This window comes from Vibrio penaeicida (genome assembly GCF_002933855.1).
Classification (GTDB): domain Bacteria; phylum Pseudomonadota; class Gammaproteobacteria; order Enterobacterales; family Vibrionaceae; genus Vibrio; species Vibrio penaeicida_A.
The window spans coordinates 8,911-31,839 of the sequence record NZ_BFAQ01000042.1 but is presented as its reverse complement, the minus strand read 5'-3'; the positions used below and the strand labels follow the sequence as shown (position 1 = coordinate 31,839).

26 protein-coding genes are annotated in these 22,929 nt (G+C 45.0%); 16 read left to right on the top strand and 10 right to left on the bottom strand.

Annotated features, from left to right (window positions below; genetic code table 11):
- Positions 1-8 precede the first annotated feature (8 nt).
- The 5 genes from VPNCDNU1_RS22190 to VPNCDNU1_RS22170 all read left to right on the top strand — a co-directional run bounded on the left by VPNCDNU1_RS22190 (position 9) and on the right by VPNCDNU1_RS22170 (position 4,833).
- A complete protein-coding gene (locus tag VPNCDNU1_RS22190; RefSeq protein ID WP_104402364.1) occupies positions 9-458 on the top strand; it encodes a MaoC family dehydratase in 450 nt (149 codons plus the stop codon).
- Entirely contained in the window at positions 459-1,667 is a 1,209-nt protein-coding gene (locus tag VPNCDNU1_RS22185) for an MFS transporter (RefSeq protein WP_104402363.1), read from the top strand.
- 32 nt (positions 1,668-1,699) lie between these two features.
- A complete protein-coding gene (locus VPNCDNU1_RS22180; RefSeq protein WP_237324191.1) occupies positions 1,700-3,124 on the top strand; it encodes an aldehyde dehydrogenase family protein in 1,425 nt (474 codons plus the stop codon).
- A 9-nt stretch (positions 3,125-3,133) separates the two neighbouring features.
- The gene (locus tag VPNCDNU1_RS22175; protein ID WP_104402362.1) at positions 3,134-4,318 is read left to right on the top strand and encodes an acetyl-CoA C-acetyltransferase; all 1,185 of its coding nucleotides are present in this window, start codon (positions 3,134-3,136) and stop codon (positions 4,316-4,318) included.
- Positions 4,319-4,476: 158 nt separating this feature from the next.
- Positions 4,477-4,833 (top strand): YibL family ribosome-associated protein, encoded by a 357-nt coding sequence (locus tag VPNCDNU1_RS22170; protein WP_104402361.1) that lies wholly within the window; start codon positions 4,477-4,479, stop codon positions 4,831-4,833.
- Between the two features lie 173 nt (positions 4,834-5,006).
- Here VPNCDNU1_RS22170 and VPNCDNU1_RS22165 read toward each other — a convergent pair whose 3' ends face one another.
- The 8 genes from VPNCDNU1_RS22165 to VPNCDNU1_RS22125 all read right to left on the bottom strand — a co-directional run bounded on the left by VPNCDNU1_RS22165 (position 5,007) and on the right by VPNCDNU1_RS22125 (position 10,785).
- Positions 5,007-5,342 carry a hypothetical protein gene (locus tag VPNCDNU1_RS22165; protein ID WP_237324190.1) on the bottom strand — a complete coding sequence of 112 codons (336 nt, stop codon included), beginning with the start codon at positions 5,340-5,342 and terminating at the stop codon, positions 5,007-5,009.
- Between the two features lie 232 nt (positions 5,343-5,574).
- A complete protein-coding gene (locus VPNCDNU1_RS22160) occupies positions 5,575-5,955 on the bottom strand; it encodes a hypothetical protein (RefSeq protein ID WP_104402360.1) in 381 nt (126 codons plus the stop codon).
- Positions 5,956-6,402: 447 nt separating this feature from the next.
- Positions 6,403-6,693 (bottom strand): GNAT family N-acetyltransferase, encoded by a 291-nt coding sequence (locus VPNCDNU1_RS29015; RefSeq protein WP_201797151.1) that lies wholly within the window; start codon positions 6,691-6,693, stop codon positions 6,403-6,405.
- 169 nt (positions 6,694-6,862) lie between these two features.
- Entirely contained in the window at positions 6,863-7,198 is a 336-nt protein-coding gene (locus tag VPNCDNU1_RS22150) for a hypothetical protein (protein ID WP_022550338.1), read from the bottom strand.
- Between the two features lie 256 nt (positions 7,199-7,454).
- Positions 7,455-7,946, bottom strand: a complete 492-nt coding sequence (locus VPNCDNU1_RS22145; protein ID WP_104402358.1) for a GNAT family N-acetyltransferase — start codon at positions 7,944-7,946, stop codon at positions 7,455-7,457.
- A gap of 519 nt (positions 7,947-8,465) precedes the next feature.
- The gene (gene pyrE / locus VPNCDNU1_RS22135) at positions 8,466-8,996 is read right to left on the bottom strand and encodes an orotate phosphoribosyltransferase (RefSeq protein ID WP_104402357.1); all 531 of its coding nucleotides are present in this window, start codon (positions 8,994-8,996) and stop codon (positions 8,466-8,468) included.
- A gap of 205 nt (positions 8,997-9,201) precedes the next feature.
- Positions 9,202-10,257, bottom strand: coding sequence for a Gfo/Idh/MocA family protein (locus VPNCDNU1_RS22130; RefSeq protein ID WP_237324189.1), 1,056 nt, complete (start codon positions 10,255-10,257; stop codon positions 9,202-9,204).
- An 84-nt stretch (positions 10,258-10,341) separates the two neighbouring features.
- On the bottom strand, positions 10,342-10,785 hold the full coding sequence (locus VPNCDNU1_RS22125; RefSeq protein ID WP_104402356.1) for a MaoC family dehydratase: 444 nt from the start codon (positions 10,783-10,785) through the stop codon (positions 10,342-10,344).
- Between the two features lie 146 nt (positions 10,786-10,931).
- On the opposite strand from VPNCDNU1_RS22125, the gene VPNCDNU1_RS22120 reads away from it, so the two are divergent.
- From VPNCDNU1_RS22120 to VPNCDNU1_RS22070, 11 genes are all read left to right on the top strand, one after another.
- The gene (locus tag VPNCDNU1_RS22120) at positions 10,932-11,480 is read left to right on the top strand and encodes a MaoC family dehydratase (RefSeq protein ID WP_104402417.1); all 549 of its coding nucleotides are present in this window, start codon (positions 10,932-10,934) and stop codon (positions 11,478-11,480) included.
- Entirely contained in the window at positions 11,473-12,600 is a 1,128-nt protein-coding gene (locus VPNCDNU1_RS22115; protein WP_167404856.1) for an extracellular solute-binding protein, read from the top strand. The genes VPNCDNU1_RS22120 and VPNCDNU1_RS22115 overlap by 8 nt, the downstream gene beginning before the upstream one ends.
- Entirely contained in the window at positions 12,597-13,745 is a 1,149-nt protein-coding gene (locus VPNCDNU1_RS22110; protein WP_104402354.1) for a CaiB/BaiF CoA transferase family protein, read from the top strand. Before VPNCDNU1_RS22115 ends, VPNCDNU1_RS22110 begins: the two co-directional genes overlap by 4 nt.
- A 76-nt stretch (positions 13,746-13,821) precedes the next feature.
- Complete coding sequence (locus VPNCDNU1_RS22105; protein ID WP_104402353.1) at positions 13,822-15,141, top strand: ABC transporter substrate-binding protein; 1,320 nt, start codon at positions 13,822-13,824, stop codon at positions 15,139-15,141.
- Between the two features lie 95 nt (positions 15,142-15,236).
- On the top strand, positions 15,237-16,154 hold the full coding sequence (locus VPNCDNU1_RS22100; protein ID WP_104402352.1) for a carbohydrate ABC transporter permease: 918 nt from the start codon (positions 15,237-15,239) through the stop codon (positions 16,152-16,154).
- Entirely contained in the window at positions 16,151-17,011 is an 861-nt protein-coding gene (locus tag VPNCDNU1_RS22095) for a carbohydrate ABC transporter permease (protein WP_104402351.1), read from the top strand. The genes VPNCDNU1_RS22100 and VPNCDNU1_RS22095 overlap by 4 nt, the downstream gene beginning before the upstream one ends.
- 6 nt (positions 17,012-17,017) lie before the next feature.
- Complete coding sequence (locus VPNCDNU1_RS22090) at positions 17,018-18,139, top strand: ABC transporter ATP-binding protein (RefSeq protein WP_104402350.1); 1,122 nt, start codon at positions 17,018-17,020, stop codon at positions 18,137-18,139.
- A 2-nt stretch (positions 18,140-18,141) separates the two neighbouring features.
- Entirely contained in the window at positions 18,142-18,810 is a 669-nt protein-coding gene (locus tag VPNCDNU1_RS22085; protein ID WP_104402349.1) for an RraA family protein, read from the top strand.
- Entirely contained in the window at positions 18,810-19,109 is a 300-nt protein-coding gene (locus tag VPNCDNU1_RS22080) for a UxaA family hydrolase (RefSeq protein ID WP_104402348.1), read from the top strand. The genes VPNCDNU1_RS22085 and VPNCDNU1_RS22080 overlap by 1 nt, the downstream gene beginning before the upstream one ends.
- Complete coding sequence (locus tag VPNCDNU1_RS22075) at positions 19,102-20,292, top strand: UxaA family hydrolase (protein ID WP_104402347.1); 1,191 nt, start codon at positions 19,102-19,104, stop codon at positions 20,290-20,292. Before VPNCDNU1_RS22080 ends, VPNCDNU1_RS22075 begins: the two co-directional genes overlap by 8 nt.
- 44 nt (positions 20,293-20,336) lie before the next feature.
- Positions 20,337-21,446: an enolase C-terminal domain-like protein gene (locus tag VPNCDNU1_RS22070; RefSeq protein ID WP_104402346.1), complete on the top strand. Its 1,110-nt coding sequence runs from the start codon at positions 20,337-20,339 to the stop codon at positions 21,444-21,446.
- A gap of 22 nt (positions 21,447-21,468) precedes the next feature.
- Here the strand turns inward: VPNCDNU1_RS22070 and VPNCDNU1_RS22065 are convergent, their stop codons facing one another.
- Positions 21,469-21,927, bottom strand: coding sequence for a hypothetical protein (locus VPNCDNU1_RS22065; protein WP_104402345.1), 459 nt, complete (start codon positions 21,925-21,927; stop codon positions 21,469-21,471).
- A 118-nt stretch (positions 21,928-22,045) separates the two neighbouring features.
- On the bottom strand, positions 22,046-22,789 hold the full coding sequence (locus VPNCDNU1_RS22060; RefSeq protein ID WP_104402344.1) for a metallophosphoesterase: 744 nt from the start codon (positions 22,787-22,789) through the stop codon (positions 22,046-22,048).
- Between the last annotated feature and the right edge of the window lie 140 nt (positions 22,790-22,929).

Sequence of the window (22,929 nt, the reverse complement as noted above, 5' to 3'; positions counted from 1 at the left end):
ACTGAGTTATGAGTAAGAATGAAGATGGTTGGAAAGGAGTTGTCAATGGCAAACCTGAAGTGGGGCAGACTGCTTCGAGAAAGCGAACGACTAAACTTGAAGATATTGATGCATTCACTGAAATGACAGGGGACAAAAACCCGGTCCACTTTGATGAAGAGCTTGCCAAAAAATCGCCTTTCGGAAAATTGATTGTGCAGGGTGGAGTGACGACAGGCATGTTAAATGCTGCTGTCGCTCAGGATTTACCCGGTCCGGGAACCGTATTTTTACATACGGACCTCAAATTTTTGAAAGCGGTTGGTGTGAATGAAACATTAACTGCGACCGTAGTGGTTGAGTCTGTAAGAGATGACAAACCTATTTGCCAGCTGAAAGCCACCATTTCAGACAGTGATGGGGATGTGTGTGTCGAAGGCAGTGCAACCACATTTACGATAGCGCTAGAAGGATTGTAAATGAGCGTGATCCCCGAGCATTGGAAAGCTCTGAGTTTAGCGGCTGTTGCCGTCATTTTGTCGTTGACTACTTGGTTTTCGGCAACCGCCATACTCCCAGAACTGGTTGTTGTTTTTGAGCTTACAGCCGAGCAATCATCTTGGTTAACCAATGCCGTTCAAGTGGGGTTTGTTGCTGGCGCTCTGACATCGAGTCTGATGTCCATTTCTGACGTTTTGAAATTAACCAAGTTGATGGCAACCGCGAGCTTGGTCGCTGCGTTATCCAACGCACTGCTTTTAACCGAACCGTCCGGTGGTTTCGCCATGTTGCTTCGTTTTATCACGGGTGTCTCTCTGGCTTTTATCTATCCACCCGCGATGAAGTTTATTGCTACGTGGTTTGTTAAAGGGCGTGGATTGGCAATGGGCGCGATGGTGGGCGCATTAACCTTAGGGTCTGCTCTGCCATTTTTGTTTCGAGGAGATACCGCCAATATCGACTGGCGGCTGGTGATCATCGGGAGCTCGGCGTGCAGCTTTATTGCAGCCGTCATTTTCGGATTTTTGCTCAGTGAAGGACCTCACTCTTTTGCCAAGACAAAGTTTAACCCGAGGCAGCTTGGTCAGGTTGTTAAGAATCGACCTGTCATGCTCGCCAATTTTGGTTATTTCGGGCACATGTGGGAACTCTACGCGATGTGGGGCTGGCTTTTGGCCTATGTAACCGCCGCGCAATCGAATGGGTTAGATATTAGCAATGCCGCATTGCTGACTTTTTCGGTGGTTGCGTTGGGGGCTCCAGGGAGTGTTTTTTGCGGTTGGCTTGCCGATAAGATTGGTCGCTGTTATGCCACTTCATTGATGATGGTTTGTTCTGGGAGCGCCGCGCTTTTACTGGGGTTTTATTTTGATGGTCCAGTCTGGGTATTTACCCTCGTAGCTATGGTTTGGGGCTTCACGGTTGTTGCCGACAGTGCTCAATTTTCGGCAGCGGTAACGGAGCTGTCTGATTCGTCACTAGTGGGTTCATCGCTGGCTTTGCAAATGGGCATTGGTTTTGCGATTACGATTTTTGCTATCTGGATAACGCCGCAAGTTGCCCAGTGGTTCGGCAGTTGGCAGTGGACATTTCTAATCTTGGTACCCGGTCCTTTTGTGGGAACGTGGGCAATGTTGAAATTACGTCGGCATCCGGATTCAGTCAGGCTTGCCGCTGGTAAAGGATGATTAGGGCTAACTAGTTCTATAAGGAAGGAATCATGATGGAAAATATAGGGAAATTTTATATCAATGGTCATTGGGTCAGCCCCGATTCCAGCGACACTCATACTCTGATTAACCCAGCTACAGAAGAGGTAACAAGCCTGATCCCCATGGCGAATGAAACGGACGTTAACCGAGCCGTAGCTGCTGCAAAAGCAGCGTTTGATGACTTTTCAATGACCTCCAAAGAAGAGCGTTTAGATTTACTGAATCGCTTGCTGTCTCTTTACAACGACGCTTACGAAGAAATTGCGCATTTAATGGTGCTCGAAATGGGCACTACCAAAGCGTTTTCAGAAGCGGCTCAGGCGTGGGTGGGCACAGCGCACCTGGAAGCCACTATCGCGGCACTAGAGAAAGAAGTGTTTGAGGAGGTTCGCGGAAACACATTAATTTCAAAAGAACCCATTGGTGTATGCGCTCTGATCACGCCTTGGAACTGGCCAATGAATCAGCTGGTCGTGAAAGCCGCACCAGCTCTGGCAGCAGGATGCACCATGGTGGCGAAGCCGTCTGAGTTTTCTCCATTATCCTCTATTAAATTTGCTGAGCTGGTTCATCAGGCGGGATACCCCGCTGGTGTGTACAACCATATTACCGGCGCTGGGGACAGTGCAGGCGGAGCACTGTCTTGTCATCCTGATGTCGATATGGTTTCGGTCACGGGTTCAACCCGAGCAGGGGTTGCGGTAGCAAAATCTGCCGCATCGACAGTCAAAAGGGTTGCACAGGAGTTGGGTGGGAAATCAGCCAACTTGATCATGCGAGATGCAGATCTGGAAAAGGCGGTAAAAGAAGGGGTAACGGCTTGTTACGTCAACTGCGGTCAGGCTTGCCGCTCACCAGCAAGAATGCTAATTCCTGAAGAAAAAATGGAAGACGCTAAACGCTTCGCCAAAGAAGCTGCCGATGCTCATAGTGTGGGAGACCCGATGGGCGATGTTACGCTAGGTCCGGTTGTCAACGAGATTCAATTCGAGCGAATCCAGTCCTTAATCAAAGCTGGAATTGAAGAAGGGGCCACCTTAGTTGCTGGTGGCTTAGGTCGACCTGATGGTCTTTCAAAAGGCTATTTCGTTAAACCTACTGTATTCGCCGATGTTGATAATTCAATGACCATTGCTCAGGAAGAGATTTTTGGACCCGTCATTGCGTTGATTGGTTATAAAACGGAAAGCGAAGCCATTGAGATTGCTAACGATACTGTCTACGGTCTTTCTGCATACATACAATGCCTAGACATGGAAAAAGCCCGACAGATTGCCCGGAAACTCAGAGTAGGATCTATCTGGATTAATGGTGCAGACTGGGATGCGAATGCGCCGTTTGGCGGCTACAAGCAATCCGGAAATGGTCGCGAGCACGGTGAGTGGGGGCTGGAAGACTATCTTGAAGTCAAATCGACGGCGGGTTACGTCTAAGGTCTGTTTATGAAGGACAACGACATATACATTGCCGCAGCAAAGCGATCACCCATAGGAAAGTTAAATGGCGTGTTCGCAAGCTTATCCGCTGCGGAAATCGGTTCTCAGGTCATAAAAGGAATGCTGGCAGAACATGACTTTGACCACGAACTGATCGATGAAGTCATTATTGGGCAGGTTCTGACAGGGGGCGCGGGCCAGAACCCCGCTCGACAGTCGGCGGTTTGGGCGGGTTTACCAAGCCGTATTCCGGCGATGACGGTCAACATGGTTTGTGGCGCAGGGCAGAAGTCGATTCATCTGGCGGCGCAGGCTATCAAAGCGGGCGACGCGGATTTGGTGCTGGCTGGTGGGCAAGATTCTATGACGCAAGCCCCACATGTGTTGCATGCCCGCGCACCCAAAAAGCTGGGCGATCAAGTAATGAAAGACAGCATGATCACCGATGGGCTTTGGGATAAGTTCTACAACATACACATGGGGGAAACCGTCGAACCCATTGCCAGTCGTTATGACATATCCAGAGAAATGCAGGATGAGTTTGCTCTGAACTCGCAGCTAAAAACCAAAAGAGCGATGGAATTTTGCCTTTTTGAACAAGAGATTACTCCCATTAAGGTGAAGACAAACAAAAGTGATGCCATTGTTTCCCATGATGAACAGCCGCGCCCTCAGTCATCGCTCAAGAAGTTGTCAGAAATGCCCCCTGCATTTGTCGGACAAGGGACTATTACCGCTGGAAATGCTTCAGGTATCAACGATGGCGCTGCTTCCGTTTTAGTCGGGCGAGGTAGTGCGCTGTCATCCGCTGGGCTAAAACCTATGGTTCGAATCGTCTCTTATGCATCCGCGGCATTGGACCCGATAGATATGGGGTTAGGTCCAGTACTGGCATCAAAACAAGCGCTATCAAAGGCAGGGTGGACCGTAGACCAGTTAGATGTGGTTGAACTGAATGAAGCCTTTGCTGCTCAATCCATTGCGGTAATGCGAGATTTGTCTCTGAATTCAGAAAAAGTAAACCCCAATGGCGGCGCTATCGCGCTCGGCCACCCCTTAGCTGCATCGGGATGCCGCATTGTAGTGTCTCTGATTCATCAAATGATAAGAGCAAACGCAAAACGAGGCTTGGCATCCATGTGCATTGGCGGCGGACAAGGCGTAGCGATTTGTCTTGAGTTGGCAGATTAAGAGATTCCAATGAGATTAGCTGGTTGCGTGATAACTTGTAAAAGCATGTTTTGTGGCCTGCGACTTCCCACTATTGCACTTCATCCATTTATAGCTAGGGCAGCAAGGGAGCTTATGCTACACTCGCCGCCCTTTCCTGTTTCAATGAGATGATCACCATGAGCCTAAAGCAAGAACTTCAAAAGCTTCACAACCGTTTAGATAACTGCCAGCGTAAACTAGACGCAGCGAAAGGGCGTGGCGATCAAGAAATGATTACAAAGTTCGTTGATGAAATAGAAAAGATGAACAAGAAAGCGAACTCTATGAAGCACAAGCAGCAGTACGACATGAACAAAGAACGTAAAAGCTTGCTTGATATGCCATTCTCTCGTGAAATCACCAAAGCCGAACAAGCGGATATGGGCAAACTGAAGAAATCAGTAAAAGGCTTGGTTGTCGTGCACCCGACAACAAAACTGGGTAAAGAACTTCAGCTGAAAGCAATGACAGGCTACGCCCCGAAAAAATTCTAATTTTTCAGCCCAATTCTAAAAAAGGGGGTGTTCAGAATGCCCTGAACACCCACTCTAATTTTGCTAAATCACTATCATCAGTCCTTTCCAAATCGAAATGCCCGCATAGGCTTTTTTCTGCGGTTATTATCAAACAAATGATGCTTTACGTTATGTTTTGTGAAAGGTATCTATCACTTAATTACTATAGTGTTTATGTCTTCACCATCGCTCCAACGGCTGCATGTGTTGAGACCCGTAATCGTGACAGTTGCACCAGCCAGTTTTGCTGCCAGTAACTGGCTAAACTGCGATTTTCCAGCGACAGAGTTTTCATCTCTAATCAACCAATAATTGTGAGTTGCACAGGTTGGTGAACCGGATTTAGCTGTACCACCTGTCAACTTTACTAAGTGCAAATTATCGGATGCTCTCGCATAGAGAGTTTCTACTTTGCCAGTCTGAGTGCCAGCGTGAACACCAAAAGTCGCCATACAAAGTACCGGGATCATCTTGACTAAAAATTTCATATTTTCTCCAAAGCAAACTAACGCCCAATAAAGTAGCCGTGAGCGAGTATATTCCGCTGCTAAAACTACTTTGAATGTGAGCTAAAATTTGGAGAGAATTATACTTTGCTACCAAGTTCATATTGGTGTGCTACTTGACTTGTGCGAGCGATCTCACCTTCATGATTTTGAAAGCATTGTGCTAGGGCTATACATTAAAAGCCGTGCTTGTTATTTCGACAATTTGTGAGGGCTAGAAACCAGCTTGAATAAACACAGCATAATACAGAGGAAGTGATACTAGATGGGCTATGATCGTCCCAATGATAAGCACTTTCTTGCTTGCTACATTCGCTACATGCCGCATTTTTGGCGAGTAAAAAAGGCACATAATACAGTATGCAGTATAGATAATTAGCCAAGCGATCCAAAACTCATGAACAAAGAAAAACTGTTGGTTGATTTGACCATATACTGCAATGAGTCCAATAGAGAAAAATAAACTACCTGAAAACTCTTCAATTTTTACCTTTAAAGCGCTCGTTTCTTTACCTGTCCAATAGTGATATATCTTGAAAGGAATGATCCCTAATAAATAAATGGCATAGATCGAAAAAGCTATTCCCCAAAACATCGGATCCCTCGTTTCATTTTAACGTCCATTTTTCAACACGGACTTGGGTTTTCAAAAAAGGGGCGAGTATACAGAGTAAATCGGATTGCATATCTTAGATTCCTTATCTGTGCGAGTCATATCATCTTTAGCTAAAAATTGTTCAGCATGATTTGAAAGGTATTCTTAATACGGATTTGTGTGCCTCGCTATTTAGAACTACCAATTTATCCAATCAAGAAAATTAAACGCCTCATTAATGGGCTAGGAATTGCTGGGTGAGATTCTTTTCAGGTTAAATACATTTCACCATAAGTAAACAAGGGGGGCCTTTTCCCCAAAAATCCACAAGCTCTTCAAGAGGGTAAAAGCCCATACCTATATAAAAATGTCTCGTTTTGTCGTAGTTATCGTCGCAAGCAGACGTTCCTAACGTTTTAACTTGGAGAAGCTTAATCGCTCTCGCTTCTAGGTCCGATTTACAGCCGCTAGTAAACTTCGCCCTATACCTTGGCGATGGTGTTCCTTATCTACGGCTAGTACATGTAATTCTGCGGAGTAGTCATTGTGGTAATCGACGGAAAAGAACCCAACCAACTTATCTTTCTGCCACGCGGTATAGGTATCCAATGTTCCAATCGTACCCACGTATTCTCTTAGCGCTTCTTCACGACCGAACCATTCGGGTACAGTTCGCAGTACTACCTCACATTGTCTTCCTAACTCCTTTGCAGGACCTTTTATTTCTATGTGATTCAATTTGGCTCCTTGAGATAGTTCATTGCATATTGGGTATCGTATCCCTCGCCAGACCAAAATTCGGTTTTACTCTGTTGCAATGTTTTCTCTCTATAAAAAAGAACAAGCGCTAACGCCAAACCAAATGGCGTGTAGCGCATAGTGTAATCTACGTGTATCCGTCTAACTGCTACTGAATTGAACCAATGTATACGGGAGCTGGTGTATTACCATAGGTTGGAAGCGTTGCGCATGTGCCTTGTCCGCCATAATAAAATATCGCTTTCTTGGCGTTATTTTGGATATTTTGCAGCATGCCAACCCACAATGAACATGTGACAGTATCTATGCCTTTCCATGTGCCTTTTGTATTACATATATAGGTAAAGTCATTTCTGCCAGAATGCAGAATATTAACACTTCCATTCCCGTAAACGAGTACTCGATTAACGGTCACCTCACAATTGAAAGCGGCAAATGCATTTGTAGAAACCACCAAAGATAACAACAAGAGTAGCTTTTTCATTTTTTCTCCAATATTTATTATGAATAACAGAGTCTTAAAGATCAAAATTGACTCTGTAAAATCGAGGCGATTATACATTGCAACTTAACTCATATTTGTTGGAGATGTGTTTTGTGTGAGTGAACTCTCCTTCAATGAAGAAGCGTTAGTTTGACAAGGTCATTTTCATTGGTATCTCAGTCGGTCAGACTTATATTCTAGCCCATATATCCTAAATTCTGCTCAGCCAGTACAGTTAACACTGAACGCGATTTTTTTAGCTAGTGACCTGCATTTCGTATCGAGCGACATCGAAACTAAACATTTCTTGTCTATCAACAAGCTCAAACCCAAAATATTCGTAAAAAGCTCTTAAGCGCTCTCTTGAGCCATGGCAATCGCAACGAACCCAATTGAATCCAAAATATTTAGCAAACTTCACAATCTCAGTCAGTGCGAGTAAGCCGAGACCTTTGGAATGATACAGATCACCGATGGCTAACTTATGGAAAAATAGGCTACCTTTTGTATCGATGTCGGGCCAAAAGCTGTCATGATCAAAACTGATAAATACGGTACCTACAAATATATGTTCGTGTTTCAGGAGGTAAAGGCTTTCCGGTGAGTAAGAGTGTTTCAGCGACGAGATTTTTACTTGTTCATGCGTCCATAAAGGGGTGTTATTTCTGTTACATCGTTCTACCGCCTGACTTAAAAAGCCAGACGCCATTTCCCAATGTTCCTCTTGTGAGGTTTTAACTAATTCCATTTATTCACCAAAAATTAACGGGGCGTGTTGGCAGTGCTTTTTAGGTATCCAGATTGGATAGCCATTTATTCTTAAATCCCTTTCTGGCGATTAGTGCATGTGAAATGAGCATACCTATTATTGGCAATGTAAACATTGAGATAAAGGTGAGTAACACCCATAAAATCCAATTCAACTTATTCTTTGACGCAATAACGCCTAGAGAAATAATGTACAGAAAAACTAGAGAACCGATATAAATACCCATTTCTAACTCTTTGAAAAAAAATGAGATAGCTACTGTTACAAGGATTGAAATCAGAATAATAGTGTGAATAAGAAGTCACTTTCTATTACTTTTTCTATATTGTCTGAATTCCCCTTCGTTTAATAAGGTTTTTGGGCTCAATTCCACTCTTTGTACTGTCCGCTTTTCCATGTGATATGTTAGTCCATTTAACTCACTGTTAATGCAGTACCTAGCTTTTACCAAAACTAGGTGATTAATACTGCTTGTTAGTAACTGACCTTACTAAGATGTTAAGACTCGACAGCTTTTTCAAGTTCTGATTTTGTAAATAGTGGTGTGAAATTTAGCCCCATTTTAACCAGATTTTCTCTACCCGCGCCTTCACGGTCTATAACACATACCACTGTGTTTACTATTGCACCACGAGATCGCAGTTCTTTTACAGCATCGATAATCGCACCTCCGGAGGTCACAACATCTTCAACAATCAGAAGTTCTTGATTTTCTATGTTGCCGCCTTCGGCTAGCTTACATGTACCGTACTCTTTGGCTTCCTTACGAACAAATAGCACTTGCTTTTCTGTTTCCAACGACAACGCTGTAGCAATGGGTATGCCTCCCATCTCTAACCCTGCTAGCTGGTCAAAATTATTAGGTAGAATAATGGCTAAATGCTTTGCTATTGCTTTGAGAATTCGAGGGTTTGATTCGAAAAGGTATTTATCGAAATATTCGGTAGCTGTGACTCCAGATCTAAGTGTGAAGTTACCTTTAATATTGGATATTTCATAAATCGATTTTGCTAATTCATCTCTGTTCAATTGTTTTCCCCTTGTAAGATTTTTTAGAGCTACAAGTGCATTTATTTATCTAGTTGAGAACCTGTATTTTAAATTAGAGCTAGTATATAGAACCTCATGATTGGCATTATGCAGATTCATTTTCTATGCGAGTGATATCTATATTTGTGAAAAAAAGCTGCCAATGTTACTTGGCAGCCTTTTTAAATGAGTGGGGATTAATGAATTAGTATTGGATATCCATACCTTTTGCTTTGTTGCTTTCGAAGCAAGCTTCAACAACCGCCATGGTTTGGAAAGCGTCTGCAACAGCAGTGTGTAGGGTGTCATCTTCACCGGATGCGAAGCGTTGAATGTTGCTCATGGTGCCGATAAACGCTTCTGGGAACCACCCTCCTTCAAGTGGGACGGACTGCCATTCTTTACCCCGTTCACAAAACAAAAATTCATCAGGCTCGCCGTTGGGGTAATCCAGCAGGACGCCCATTTTTATCATCACGCAACCTTCGGATCCTTCAAAGCGGAAACTGGCGTCTTGCGCTTTACGACCGTAATCGTGATTGTGATTAATAGACATTAGGCAGCGCAAAGGATATTCGTAATCCAATATGGCGCTGGTGCGAGTTTGCTTGAAGTCTTGCGAGCGTGGATCCGCCATACTCCGACAATAGACCGATTTGGGGTTACCCGCGATTGAGCGAATGAGGTCGATGTAATGAATAGAGTGAACCAGCAACTCTATTCTTTCCATTTTGAGTAGAAACGGAAACATCTCCCATGGGGTGTGGATGTTTAAGTGAACTTCAATATCTGTTAGCTCACCCAGCTTTCCGCTTTGGACAACGTCTCTGAGCGCCAGCATCATGGCAGAAAATCGAAGCTGAAAGTTTACCGCTGCAATGAGTTTTTTGCGTTCGCAAATTTCTCGGATCACTTTTGCTTGTTCAAGATCCAAGCCCAGAGGCTTTTGAATCAAAACAGGCGCACCATCGGGTAGCATTTCCAGCACTTGTGGGGCTGCAACAGGGGGAAGAGGAAGATCATAAACGACATCCGTAAACTGGGTTGCTTCTTCCAAGCTCTTATAAACGGTTTCGATTCCCCAGTCGCTTGCGACTTTTTCTGCTCTAGAAGTATCAATGTCAAAGATCCCCTGAACATGGAAACCGGCTTTTTTGTAGGCGGGTAAATGTGCATCATGAACTATTCCACCAGCACCAATGATTACAATTGGTTTGGGGTTATTGGGTTTTGGCCAAGCTTGCTGCAATTCCATTGTCATCGTTCACTCCTTGAATTCTAATTTGGCTTTGATACTGCTGCGCCAGTTATGCGATAAAGATAGTCGTGTATAAGGGCTTTTAGCTTATTTTTTCTTCTCTACAAGCAAAATATGCTCGCAATACAGCACGGTTTTTCCGTCTTGATTCAACACTTCTACTGTTTCGGTGACTTGTCCAAAACCCTCTCGTTTGGGGTCATCTACCTTTTTACTTATGGTTATTCGGCTTTTGATGGTATCCCCAATATAGACCGGATTAGGAAACCGCAACCTTTCGTAGCCATACGTGAAAGCGAACGGGTTAATCTCTGTGGCGGTTAATCCAATTCCAATAGCAAACGTCATGGTTCCGTGGGCAATGCGCTTACCCCAAGGTTGCTGTTTGCAAAACTCTTCATCCATATGGTGTGGGAAAAAATCCCCTGTGTGACCCGCATGTACTACAAAATCCGTTTCGGTAATGGTGCGACCCAAAGTAAGGCGTATCTCTTCCATTTCGTAGTCTTCAAAATATCGTGCTCGTTCCATGTTCACTACCTGCATTTTTCACTTGTTGAATTTCATATTCACAATCTAGATTTATATTTGAAATTTATTGTTGATCATTTTTTAACCAAGTGCTAGTGTTGATTTTGAAATTAGATTTCGAATATGAAATTAAAGTTGAGGTTATCATGGAAAGAAAACCGACAGTGGGCGTTTCATCACGTCCGGTAAAAGGTATGCCCACTGACCACGCCGACATTCCTGTATGGAATGCAGAAGATTGGTATTACGAAGATTTTGAGGTCGGTCATACCATTCGTTCCCTCAGGCGCACCATTTCTGAAGGTGAAGCCATGCTATTTAATAGCCTGGTCATGGACCTTCATCCTTATGTAGCTGACGACACGTTTGCGAAAGAAGAAGGGCATTTTGGCAAGCGATTAGTCGCCGGAGCGCAAGTTTTTTCCTACGGTTTGGGCTTGGTAGCAACCAACTGTCTCAATTCATTTTCCTACGGCTACGACAAACTCCGTTTTATCAAACCCACCTTTATTGGCGACACCATATACACAGTGCGCAAAAACTTATCGAAAGTACCTAAGTACGACGAGATGGGATTAGTACGTGTGAGCTATAGCGTTTATAAGGGCGATGGTGAGCTTGTACTTTATTGCGAACATTTATTAACGGTTCTCTACAAAGATAAAGATGGCAAGAAGGAGTCAGCGGGTGAGTAAAGTAACACTACATGGTATGACTTGGGATCACTGCCGCGGGTACGACCCAATGGTCGCGACAGCAAATAAGTTTGCAGAACTTCACCCAGAAGTAGAGATCATTTGGCATAAACGCTCTTTGCAGGCATTTGCCGATCGCCCTCTTGAAGAAATGACCACTGAGTTCGATCTTATGGTGATTGATCACCCTCATGCGGGAGCGGCGTCTGAAACTGGGTTGCTTCTTCCTCTTGACGGAAACGGATTCGATGACGAGCTTCAGTTACTTGCCCAGCAGTCAGTAGGGCAATCACATACATCGTACTTTCATGGGCGCCAATGGGCTCTCGCAATTGATGCAGCCACCCCCGTTGCTGCATATCGACCAGACAAATTAGACAGAATTCCACAGGAGTGGGAAGACGTTGTCGCACTAGCAAAAGCTGGCAAAGTTGTCTGCCCGCTAAAACCCATTGATGCCTTAATGTGTTTCTACAATGTCCTTGCCAATCAAGGTGTCCCTTTTGGCACTGACGTGAATGGTGTAGCGACTGAAAAGGGTATCGCTGCGCTTAACCAGCTATTACGCGTGAGCCAGCATGTGGATGAGCGATGTTTTTCTATGAATCCCATCGGTGCTTATGAATGGTTAGCCAGTCGAGAAGATGCAGCATACATCCCGTATTTATATGGTTACAGCAACTACGGGCGTGAAGGGTTTCGACAGCATGTTGTCCGCTCTTGTGATGCCCCAGTATTTGGCGACAAAACGGTGGGTGGTACAACTCTCGGCGGAACAGGAATCGCAATCTCCGCGTCGACTCTGCACAAAGAGGTCGCATTGAAATACGCCTTTTGGATTGCCTCCGCTGATGTGCAAAAAGATCTCTTCTTTAACTCAGGTGGGCAGCCAGGAAATTTGGTTGCGTGGGAAGATGAACATTGTAACCAGCAATCCAATCACTTTTTTAAAGACACATTAACTACGTTAGAAAACGCCTATTTACGCCCAAGGCACAACGGATACATGCAATTTCAAGATGTCGCTGGGGATTGGGTAAATGCGTGTCTGCAAGGCCAGCTTTCTCCGGAAAAAACGGTCGAGAATATTCAGCAAGAATTCGCAAGGAGTAAAAGATGACATTGCCGCTAGAAGGGAAGTTGGTGGTCGATTTTAGCCAATTTCTTGCTGGACCTTTGGCGGGTCTGAAGCTTGCCGATTTAGGAGCTCGCGTGATCAAGATTGAACGCCCGGGTTCTGGAGATTTATGCCGACACCTGTATTTAACCGACACCGACGTAGGTGGCGTGAATTCGCTGTTTCAGGCAATTAACCGCAACAAAGAAAGCTATTGCGCTGATTTGAAAAAACCTGAAGATGTCGCTGCTGTAAAGAACCTCTTAAAGAAAGCAGACATCGTTTTACAGAACTTCCGACCAGGTGTAATTGAAAGACTGGGATTGGATTATGAAGCAATTCGTCACTTTAATCCTACAGTTATATATGGGTCTGTTTCTGGTTATGGCACAACAGGACCATGGATAAATCGTCCGGGTCAGGATCTATTAGCGCAGTCTCTATCAGGGCTAACGTGGCTAAGTGGAAATAGCGACATGCCACCGACTCCAATGGGGTTAGCCGTCGCCGATATGTTGGCGGGTAATGCACTGGTTCAAGGTGTTTTGGCAGCGTTGGTAAAAAGCCAATCTACAGGCGAAGGAGGCAAGGTAGAAACCAGCCTATTGGAAGTGTTGATTGATTTTCAGTTTGAGGTGCTCACCACTTATTTGAATAGTGGAAAGAAAAAGCAAGAACGTAGCCAGATGAACAATGCTCATGCGTATTTATCTGCACCTTATGGCATCTACAAAACCAAAGATAGCTATATTGCGATAGCTATGGGACCTGTAGACCAGCTGGGGAAATTGATGGGCGACGAGAATATAGCTCAATACACTGATAGCAAGGTGTGGTTTAGCCAGCGAGATGAGATTAAAGCGCAAATACAAACCAAGTTGTTAGAGGAAAAAACAGCGTATTGGATGTCGATATTCTCGCAACATGATGTTTGGGCTTCGGAAGTACTGAACTGGGATGAATTAATTGAATCTGAAGCATTTCAACACCTCGATATGCTTCAGAAACTTGAACACCAAGATGTAGAAGAACTACTGACAACTCGTCTACCAATAAGGTTTGACGGAAAAGTTTTGAACAGCAAGGTAGCTGCACCAACACTAGGTCAGCATACCGGATCGATCACCAAGGAGTTTTTACTTAAGTGACTCACGTAAGTTTAATCTATACGACTAATCTTTAGCCGGCTCTCAATACAGGGAGAACGGCGTCATGGAGGACATGATGAAGCGTTTATTAGGATCGAACACACTCACTAAAGCAATTGGAATTGCTTGTTTAACCGCTGCTGCTTCGGCTGCGAATGCTGCAGACGACAACGTACTTCGCGTCAAGCTTATTGGTGGTGCGCAGTATGAACCTCTCTACACTTTGATTCCAAGGTGGGAAAAGAAAACGGGTATGAAAGTGGACGTGCTTTCGCGTAAAAATCACTTCGAGTTAGACCGCGAGATCAAGCAAGACATCGCCGCGAACAATATCAATTACTGTGTGGCGTCTAACCATACCAGCTTCGCCCCTCAGTATGGCTCTATCTACACCGATCTTCGTAAGCTGATCAACAAAAATGTACTTGATGAGTTTGTGGGGCTTACGCTTGAGCACGGAACTATAGATGGGCGCTTGGTACAGTTGCCAAGGCACAGTGATATCTCAAACCTTTACTACAAGAAATCTCTGTTTGAAGACGAAGGTAATAAGTCTAAGTTCAAAGCCAAGTATGGCTACGATCTAACACCACCTGAAACATGGAGCCAAGTGAAAGATCAGGCAATTTTCTTTGCTGATCCACCCAACTTCTATGGCACCCAGTATGTAGGTAAAGATGAGGCGATAACGGGGCGTTTCTATGAAATGCTTGTCGCAGAGGGCGGCGCCTTATTTGATAAAGAGTGGAACCCAACCTTTAACTCTGAAGCAGGGCAACGAGCGTTGCAATGGTTTGTGGATTTGTATGAAGCCAAAGCCGTTCCAGCAGGGGTGCCTAACTACTTATGGGATGATACTGGGCTTGGATTTGCCTCTGGCACTGTTGCGTTAGATTTGGATTGGGCTGGTTGGGCTGCGTTTTTCAACGACCCGAAAAACTCCAAAGTGGCTGGCGACATTGGTTTGGTGAAAGCACCTAAAGGATCGAGTGGCAAGCGCACGGGTTGGTCTGGGTCTCACACTTTCTCGATTACCGAAGCATGCGATAACAAACAAGCTGCAGCATCGTTTATTACCTTTTTGACCAGTTACGAAGGGCAAATCCTTGAAGCGAGACGTGGCTTACTCCCAACTCGTGAACGTGTATGGCAAGACATCATCGAAGCCAATCGCGCCATGAATAACGACTTCATGGTTCAGGTGTTCGAAACCTACCAAGAGTCCATGGCAGAAGATGCGTTTACACCACCTCTTATTCCGGAGTGGATCGAAGTATCTAACCAAATTTGGCCACAGCTTCAAGCGGCTGTCGTTGGCGATAAAACCGTGAAGGAAGCATTAGATGATGCAGCCGAAGGTGCTCGCGAAGTAATGGAAGACGCAGGCTACTTATAAGGCTGTAGGGGTATAAGCATATAAGGGTGGGGGAACAACCCACCCAGCTTGAATAGGGTCAACAGACCCTAATCTCAACCAATACAAGGATAGGTATGTTTCGAGCAATTCGGCGTTTTGTCCACCGAGAAGAGTCGGTTCCCTATATGCTGCTATTACCAGCAATAGTAACCATACTCGTAGTGGTCTTGTTACCACTTATATTCTCTCTGTACACAAGTTTTACGCCATACAAAATCACTCGCCCTGAAACACTTTGGAAGTTTATCGGGCTGAGAAACTACAGCCGAATATTTTCCGACGCGGATTTCTGGTGGGTATTCGCAAGAACGGTGTTTTTCTTAACCATCGTTTTAAATGTGGAGCTAATACTGGGGCTAGTTATTGCCCTGTTGGTGAACCAAATTACCAAAGGAAAGCGTCTATTACGTACCGTAATGATGTTCCCAATGATGTTTTCTCCAATATTGGTAGGTTTTCAGTTCAAATTTGTTTTTAACGACAACATAGGCATTTTAAACAATTTACTCCAAACGCTAGGGTGGACAGATCAAGCGATCCCGTGGCTGGTTGATGGCACCTTGGCCATGATGTCTATCATGATTGCTGAAATCTGGATGAGTACCAGCGTCTTTGCCATTTTATTGTTGGCGGGGCTATATGCTATGCCTCAAGACCCAATTGAAGCAGCGAAAGTCGATGGGTGCTCACCCATACAGGTATTTAGACACATAACATTGCCCTTTTTAATGCCATTTATCTTCATTGCGATGACGATTCGCTCACTGGATGTGGCGAGAGCGTTCGATATTGTCGATGTGATGACAGGAGGCGGACCCGCGGGGCGAACCGAACTGTTATGGACTTTGATCGCGAGAGTCGGCTACGACAACGCGAAAATGGGGCAAGCCAATGCGATGGCGTATGTATCGATTCTGCTTTCTATCGCCTTTACCTTCTATTTCTTTCGTAAATTAATGGCGGCTCGTCGCTTTATGGGAGGTGCACAATGATCTTGGCATCAACACGCGTCACACTCCAGAAGTTGGCAGTTCGAGTTGGGGTATTCGTACTGATTTCCCTAATGTGTATCCCCGGGGTATGGGTCATTTTTTCAGCTTTTCGGCCGAATGGAGAGATCTTAGCTAAGCCTCCAGTGTGGATTCCGCAAGAATTTGGCTTGTCCAATTTCATGTCGATACTCGGAGTTGGGGTAGACCAAATCGCGATTCCGGTTGGCAGCTACTTTATGAACTCGCTGATCATCGCGATAACCAGTACCGTCATCGCTATCTTGATTGGTATTGCTGGCGGGTACGCTTTTGCTCGATATCGATTTAAAGGGAAAGACGCTCTGTTTTTGGGCTTGATGCTCTCGCGAACCATACCTGGGATCGCCCTCAGCCTGCCGGTGTTCATTCTATGGAGCAAGCTCGGTTGGATAGACACGCAATTTGGGGTGATTTTGGTGTATGTCGCTTTGAATGTGCCATTCACGATTTGGCTGATTGACGGTTTTTTCCGACAAATACCGAAAGACTTATCGGAAGCCGCACAAGTCGATGGTTGTACCCGTTGGCAAGCGTTTTGGAAAATTGAGTTTCCTTTAGCGAAATCGGGTTTGGCTTCGGCAGGTATTTTTGCCTTCCTAACCTCTTGGAACGAATACGCATTGGCGAGCCAGCTTACACGTTCCACAGACAGTAAAACGTTGCCCGTTGGGTTAATGGATTTTACGGCTCAATTTACGATTGACTGGGCAGGTATGTGTGCCATGGCAGTAATCATTATTATTCCGGCACTTATTCTTACGTTTTTAGTTCAAAAGCACCTGATTTCAGGGCTGACATTTGGTGGTGTAAAAGGATAAACATCTATGGCTGACGTAAAGCTGAACAAGGTAGTGAAAAGATACGGCAAAACTGAAGTAGTTCATGGTGTCGATTTGGATATCAAACACAATGAATTCGTGGTTTTGGTTGGTCCGTCTGGCTGCGGAAAGTCGACCACTTTAAGAATCATTGCTGGGTTGGAAGGAATCACAAGCGGTGACGTTGTGATCGGTGATCGGGTCGTTAACGATTTGCCACCAAGGGACAGAAACATCTCCATGGTGTTTCAGAGTTACGCACTATACCCACACATGACGGTGGAAGAGAACTTAGGTTTCGGGTTGAAAATATCCAACATAGAAGAGTCTGAAATCGAAAAGCGAGTACAAAACGCGGCCGAGATTCTAGGGCTAGACAGTTTGATGGATAGGATGCCTGCTGAACTTTCAGGCGGGCAACGTCAACGGGTTGCTATGGGACGAGCCATTGTGCGCACGCCAGATGTGTTTTTGTTCGATGAGCCTCTGTCGAACTTAGATGCAAAGCTGCGCGTACAGATGCGTACCGAGATTAAAAAGCTCCACCAAACGGTTAAAACAACCGTCGTGTACGTGACTCACGATCAGGTCGAAGCCATGACATTGGCCGACAGAGTGGTGGTGATGCGAGATGGCTACATAGAGCAGATTGGCTCGCCTATGGAGATCTTCCATGCGCCTACCAACATGTTTGTGGCTTCTTTTATCGGAAGCCCGCCAATGAACATGATCGATGCCATCGCCTATGAGCAAAATGGGAAATGGCTGTTGCATTTGGAAGGTGCGCACGAGGTTGAACTACCGGAACGCTTTTTAGGCAAAGTGACCCATGAACAAAAAATCGTGGTAGGTATCCGACCGGACGATCTCTACCCAGTTGGGCATGGTATGGAGAGTGGCGCGCAAAGTTCTCCTTTTCATGAAAGTGTCATCATTTCTGAACCGCAAGGCACAGAGACCATTTTGTTTGTGCAAATAGGACAGAAAGAAGTTCAATCGAAAATGTTAAGCCCGAGGGATGTAAGAAACGGGGAGCGTTTGGAATTTGCTATCGGGTTGGATCGTATTCATCTCTTTGACAAAGGAACCGAGCAGTCCCTTTTATCTGATAGCCCTCACGGAGAGTAATCATGACAAGCCATATCAGCGAACAAGATGAAATTACAGAGTTGCTTAAACAATGTTATACCGGCGTGGTCAATGACGTAATGCGAGGAGAAGGTATAACGAACTACGTTTTGCCTCGTGAATTGCGCCCTCTTATTACGGATCAAGTCTTAGCCGGACCCGTGTTCACCATTCAGGGAGAAGTTGATCAAACAATGGATGGTCATCAGAGTTTGCTGGAATGGACGGGGTTACTTTCCAAAGCAAAGCCCGGGCATATTTGGGTATGTCAGCCTAATGATAACAAGGTTGCCCACATGGGGGAGCTTTCGGCAGAAACTCTGCAACACAAGGGTGTTCTGGGTTGCTTAGTGGATGGCGGAGCAAGAGATACTGGGTTTATTCGTAGAATCGGTTTTCAGCTCTGGCACCGATTCTATACACCCGAAGACATTGTTGGGTATTGGAAACCCGTCGGGTTTGACGTTGCGATTGAAATTGGCGGTGTCACTATTTCTCCTGGCGATTACTTACTCGCCGATGACGATGGTGCCATTATCATCCCTAAATCCATTGCTAAATCAGTGGCCGAAGCCGCGTATGCATCCACTAAGGTAGAGAACAAAGTGCGCAGCGCAATTCTTGATGGGATGGATGCTCAGGAAGCCTATTTGCAATACGGTAAGTTCTAATGGCGTCGGTGATTTTGCTTAAAGAGGACGACAATGTGTTGATTGCTTGTCGGGAATTACGCCAGAAAGAAGTCGTATCGATGGAAGGATCTGAGCAGGCTATTGAGGTTAAACAACCGACGCCTGTAGGGTTTAAGATTGCGCGATTAGCATTAAAAAAGGGTACGTTAATCATTAAATATGGCGTGCCAATCGGGCAGTGCAGTGCCGATGTAGAAGCGGGGGAGTTAATTCATACTCATAACCTACATAGTCAATACATCCCATCGCATCAAAGAGGAGGGCACACTCATGAGTAAAGCCGTATCGAGTCCCCAAGTTCATTTGCAAGGTTATTTGAGAAGCGATGGGCGAAAAGGGATTCGCAATCAAATTATGGTGGCATATTTGGTGGAGTGCAGTCATTTTGTAGTGAGCAAAATTGTTCGCCACTTCGAAGACTTAGCTCCGGGCTTAGTGCATGAGGTTGGCTTTCCAGGTTGTTATCCTAACTCACACGCGGAACGTGTTTTGTCTGGGCTTGCAACTCATCCAAATGTTGGTGCTGTTCTGTTTGTTTCTCTTGGCTGTGAGAGCATGAATAGGGAAAAGCTGGATAAATTGGTCAGATCCAGTGGTAGACCTTCACGCACCATCAGTATTCAAGAAGTGGGTGGTACGCAAAACGCCATCGATATAGGGGTTGAGTGGGTTACGGGTGTCATGGATATTTTGGCATCTGAAACCAAAGTAAATATGGATATCAGTGAGCTTTCCGTTGCGACTATTTGTGGTGGCTCTGACGGAACTTCAGGTATATCAGCGAATCCGGCAGTAGGGTTAAGTTTTGATCAGCTGGTGGATATGGGGGCAACCTGCATTTTTGAAGAAACAGGTGAGCTGATAGGTTGTGAAACGCACATGAGCCAACGTGGTGCTACACCTGAGATTTCAAAAGCGCTTGTCGATTCAGTTGATAAGGCGGCGCGTTATTATAGTACGCTTGGTTTTGCGAGCTTTGCACCGGGTAATGCGGATGGCGGGCTGACTACCATTGAAGAAAAGTCTTTAGGGGCATATTCCAAAAGTGGTACGCGCCCGATTGAAGGCATAATAAAGCCCGCTGAATTGCCTAGTCAAAAAGGGCTTTGGCTAATGGATGTAGTACCTGATGGAGAAGTGCGCTTCGGCTTTCCCAATATCGCTGATAACGCTGAAATCACAGAACTGATTGCCTGTGGCGCCCATATGGTGTTGTTTACCACTGGGCGAGGATCGGTAGTTGGCAGCGCGATTTCACCTGTCATTAAAATTTGTGCAAACCCTGAAACTTACAGCCGAATGTCGAGTGATATGGATATAAATGCCGGAAAGATCTTGGAAGGTACAACGTTAGATTTCGTTGCAAATGAGATTACCGCTCTCGTTATTTCTGTTGCTCAAGGACAGCAAACCAAATCAGAAGCTCTGGGTCATGCGGAATGCTTAATTACCTATAAGTAACCTTAACTCTGGATAACAGACCCTAACATATCGCGGTAACAATCATGATCATCACGCAGGTCGAAATACGCTGCTGTCAAACAGACACAGCTATGAACGCGCACTCGTTAAAGAAAGCAGGAAAATCAGAGGCGTTGAACTTTCTTGTGGTTACACTCACAACCGAATGTGGGCTGAACGCGTCCATGTTTGGCTTTGCAGGAAAGTCAGCATTAGGTGCCGGACACCTTGCAGCATCGAGCATGCCAACACACCTAATTGGCAAAAACGCGCTTGACCGAGAAAAGTTGTGGCAAGAATTTCGGGTACTTAACCGTTGGTGGCATCATTTGCCTATGTACAGTTATGGTCCCTTCGATTGCTGCTTATGGCTTTTAGGCGCGCAGCATGCGGGGCAGCCTTTATGGCGCTACATCGGTGGTTCAAGGCAGCGCGTGCCTGTTTACACTTCGTCGCTGGTGTTGCCCACAACCGAAGCATATAAGAAAGAAGCGCTGGCAGTAAAAAAGGCTGGGTATCATGCATACAAAATTCACCCTCCGGGTAACAACATGCGTGAAGATTTGGAGATCCACAGAGCAGTTCGTGAAGCGGTTGGTGAGGGTTTCACACTTATGTCCGATCCGGTTGCATCATATTCACTTTTAGAAGCAGTGGAGTTTGCTAAAGGGTTGGAGGCGTTGAACTATGCGTGGTTGGAAGAGCCTTTACCCGATGAGTCATTTACCGCGCTGAAAAAGCTGAAATCGAAGGTGTCTATTCCCATCGTTGGTGCAGAGGTATTACCGCATCACCCTTATTCCGTCGCGGAAGCATTGTCTACTGGTGTTTACGACGCCGTAAGAGCAGACGTGTCATGGTCGGGTGGTATTACTGGAGTTCTTAAAACAGCAAACTTAGCGGAATCTTTTCATTTGAATTGTGAATTGCATACGACGATTTTTCATCCATTGGAGTTGATGAATATGCATGTGGCGGCGGCAATCAGCAATACAACGTATGTTGAACTATTGTACCCAACCAAGACGTTCGCGTTTGGTTTGAAGCAAGCATTGCCGATTGAAAATGGCTACGCCAACCTGCCAGAAACGGCAGGGCTGGGTGCGGAACTGGACTGGGATTTTATTGAGAACTCTACGCTTCAAATATTATGAGCGTCAAACTCTTACACCATACTTAGCTTTGTACTAAAGCAATCAACGCTTCCATTGAACGTTTTAGGTCGTCTAAAGCCTCACCAGAAGGCACGGCTTTTTTTGTGCATTCATTTAATGCCACGACTTGGTCCATAAACAGCCCAGGTTGGGAGTATTTTTGGTTTAATGCTTTCGTTAGGGAGGATTTAAACGCATCCACTTGTTTCTGCATTTCTGTGGCTTTTGCTTTGTCGCCGCCGTTAAATTCGACTAAGCCAGGTGTGACAATGTCACTTTGAATGTAGTTGTCGTATTTCACCAATCCCAGCTTTGCTGTCTCGACGAGATCGGATTTGTATTTTGCTGGTGGGGTAGCGAGTTTTTGTTCAAGAAAATCAATCAGAGCCTGACATTGCTGCATATCGTTAACGCTAGGCTTAGCGGCAATCTGAAAAGATAGAGTACAAGCCAGCGTCACAAGTAGATATTTTAATTTCATTATTCATTCCTTTAGCATTGCTTCCTTTAGGTCTACTGACCCTCTTGTTAAATTAAGCTTATGCCAAGAAAATGAAGTGAACAGTATGAAAATTGAGTTATTTATTTAATAAAGTGATCTATAAATCTTCCCATTCTTCCAAAGTGATACCTGAGAAAAATTCACCAGAGAGTATTTCAATCAGAGTGAATTCTCCCGTGTAGTCATTTCGCGATGCGGTATCAATAAAGTAGCTGTTTGCGATGCGGACTACCTTGTCGCTTCTTGTGTGTCCATGAATGGTGAAGTCAACGTTCGTAACTGGATCCGATGGCTCACCTTTTATGCGAGTTCTTCCCCAAATCCATCTTGGGTTTTCTAGCATATTACCTTGCCAGTTCTGCATTTCTGTCCAATCAAGGCTGTGAGGTTGTGCGTGGCTTATGCCTACTTTTCTTCCATCAGGGAGGTGACAAGTGATGGCACTAGGCATATCTTCGACAATTGCCTGTAAGCTTCTTAAGGTATCTATAGGTTCTTCTAACGCCCAATCGCCGCCGTTTTTGCACCAGAGCTCCAATAGCCTTCTTTGGTCTTTGTTCTTATTCTCCAGCTCCCAAACAGACATCGCATTGGACATCATAAGTTCGTGGTTTCCAATAATGGAGAGAAACCAGTCGTTTTCTGAGTAATAACGGAGAGTTTCGGCTGACTGCGAGCCCCGATCGATAAGGTCGCCAACCGAAATAAGCAAATCGGTATCAGGGTTAAAATCGATATTCTGTAATGTATGTTTTAAATGCCCGAGTTTTCCGTGAATATCGCCAATGACGAATACACGATTAAAATGAGATACGTTTATATATTGATGCCTGAATTCCATTTCTTTGAAACCACTTTATTCTTTAAAGTTACTTATACTCAAGTTACCTCAAGTTACCTCAAGGTGCTAGGTTCAGCGAGAATTGCTTGATTTTCAGTCAAGGCACCGATATGAAGATTTAGTGGTTCTAAATCAAGAAT

Excerpts from the sequence above, each read along its gene's own strand:
- VPNCDNU1_RS22080 (WP_104402348.1), top strand. The coding sequence starts at position 18,810 with ATGGCGTCGGTGATTTTGCTTAAAGAGGACGACAATGTGTTGATTGCT.
- VPNCDNU1_RS22100 (WP_104402352.1), top strand. The coding sequence starts at position 15,237 with ATGTTTCGAGCAATTCGGCGTTTTGTCCACCGAGAAGAGTCGGTTCCC.
- VPNCDNU1_RS22090 (WP_104402350.1), top strand. The coding sequence starts at position 17,018 with ATGGCTGACGTAAAGCTGAACAAGGTAGTGAAAAGATACGGCAAAACT.
- VPNCDNU1_RS22130 (WP_237324189.1), bottom strand. The coding sequence starts at position 10,257 with ATGACAATGGAATTGCAGCAAGCTTGGCCAAAACCCAATAACCCCAAA.
- VPNCDNU1_RS22185 (WP_104402363.1), top strand. The coding sequence starts at position 459 with ATGAGCGTGATCCCCGAGCATTGGAAAGCTCTGAGTTTAGCGGCTGTT.
- VPNCDNU1_RS22125 (WP_104402356.1), bottom strand. The coding sequence starts at position 10,785 with ATGGAACGAGCACGATATTTTGAAGACTACGAAATGGAAGAGATACGC.
- VPNCDNU1_RS22085 (WP_104402349.1), top strand. The coding sequence starts at position 18,142 with ATGACAAGCCATATCAGCGAACAAGATGAAATTACAGAGTTGCTTAAA.
- VPNCDNU1_RS22150 (WP_022550338.1), bottom strand. The coding sequence starts at position 7,198 with ATGAAAAAGCTACTCTTGTTGTTATCTTTGGTGGTTTCTACAAATGCA.
- VPNCDNU1_RS22160 (WP_104402360.1), bottom strand. The coding sequence starts at position 5,955 with ATGTTTTGGGGAATAGCTTTTTCGATCTATGCCATTTATTTATTAGGG.
- VPNCDNU1_RS22075 (WP_104402347.1), top strand. The coding sequence starts at position 19,102 with ATGAGTAAAGCCGTATCGAGTCCCCAAGTTCATTTGCAAGGTTATTTG.
- VPNCDNU1_RS22145 (WP_104402358.1), bottom strand. The coding sequence starts at position 7,946 with ATGGAATTAGTTAAAACCTCACAAGAGGAACATTGGGAAATGGCGTCT.
- VPNCDNU1_RS22095 (WP_104402351.1), top strand. The coding sequence starts at position 16,151 with ATGATCTTGGCATCAACACGCGTCACACTCCAGAAGTTGGCAGTTCGA.
- VPNCDNU1_RS22175 (WP_104402362.1), top strand. The coding sequence starts at position 3,134 with ATGAAGGACAACGACATATACATTGCCGCAGCAAAGCGATCACCCATA.
- VPNCDNU1_RS22120 (WP_104402417.1), top strand. The coding sequence starts at position 10,932 with ATGGAAAGAAAACCGACAGTGGGCGTTTCATCACGTCCGGTAAAAGGT.
- VPNCDNU1_RS22165 (WP_237324190.1), bottom strand. The coding sequence starts at position 5,342 with ATGAAATTTTTAGTCAAGATGATCCCGGTACTTTGTATGGCGACTTTT.
- VPNCDNU1_RS22190 (WP_104402364.1), top strand. The coding sequence starts at position 9 with ATGAGTAAGAATGAAGATGGTTGGAAAGGAGTTGTCAATGGCAAACCT.
- VPNCDNU1_RS22105 (WP_104402353.1), top strand. The coding sequence starts at position 13,822 with ATGAAGCGTTTATTAGGATCGAACACACTCACTAAAGCAATTGGAATT.
- VPNCDNU1_RS22060 (WP_104402344.1), bottom strand. The coding sequence starts at position 22,789 with ATGGAATTCAGGCATCAATATATAAACGTATCTCATTTTAATCGTGTA.
- VPNCDNU1_RS22170 (WP_104402361.1), top strand. The coding sequence starts at position 4,477 with ATGAGCCTAAAGCAAGAACTTCAAAAGCTTCACAACCGTTTAGATAAC.
- VPNCDNU1_RS22065 (WP_104402345.1), bottom strand. The coding sequence starts at position 21,927 with ATGAAATTAAAATATCTACTTGTGACGCTGGCTTGTACTCTATCTTTT.
- VPNCDNU1_RS22110 (WP_104402354.1), top strand. The coding sequence starts at position 12,597 with ATGACATTGCCGCTAGAAGGGAAGTTGGTGGTCGATTTTAGCCAATTT.
- VPNCDNU1_RS22180 (WP_237324191.1), top strand. The coding sequence starts at position 1,700 with ATGATGGAAAATATAGGGAAATTTTATATCAATGGTCATTGGGTCAGC.
- VPNCDNU1_RS22070 (WP_104402346.1), top strand. The coding sequence starts at position 20,337 with ATGATCATCACGCAGGTCGAAATACGCTGCTGTCAAACAGACACAGCT.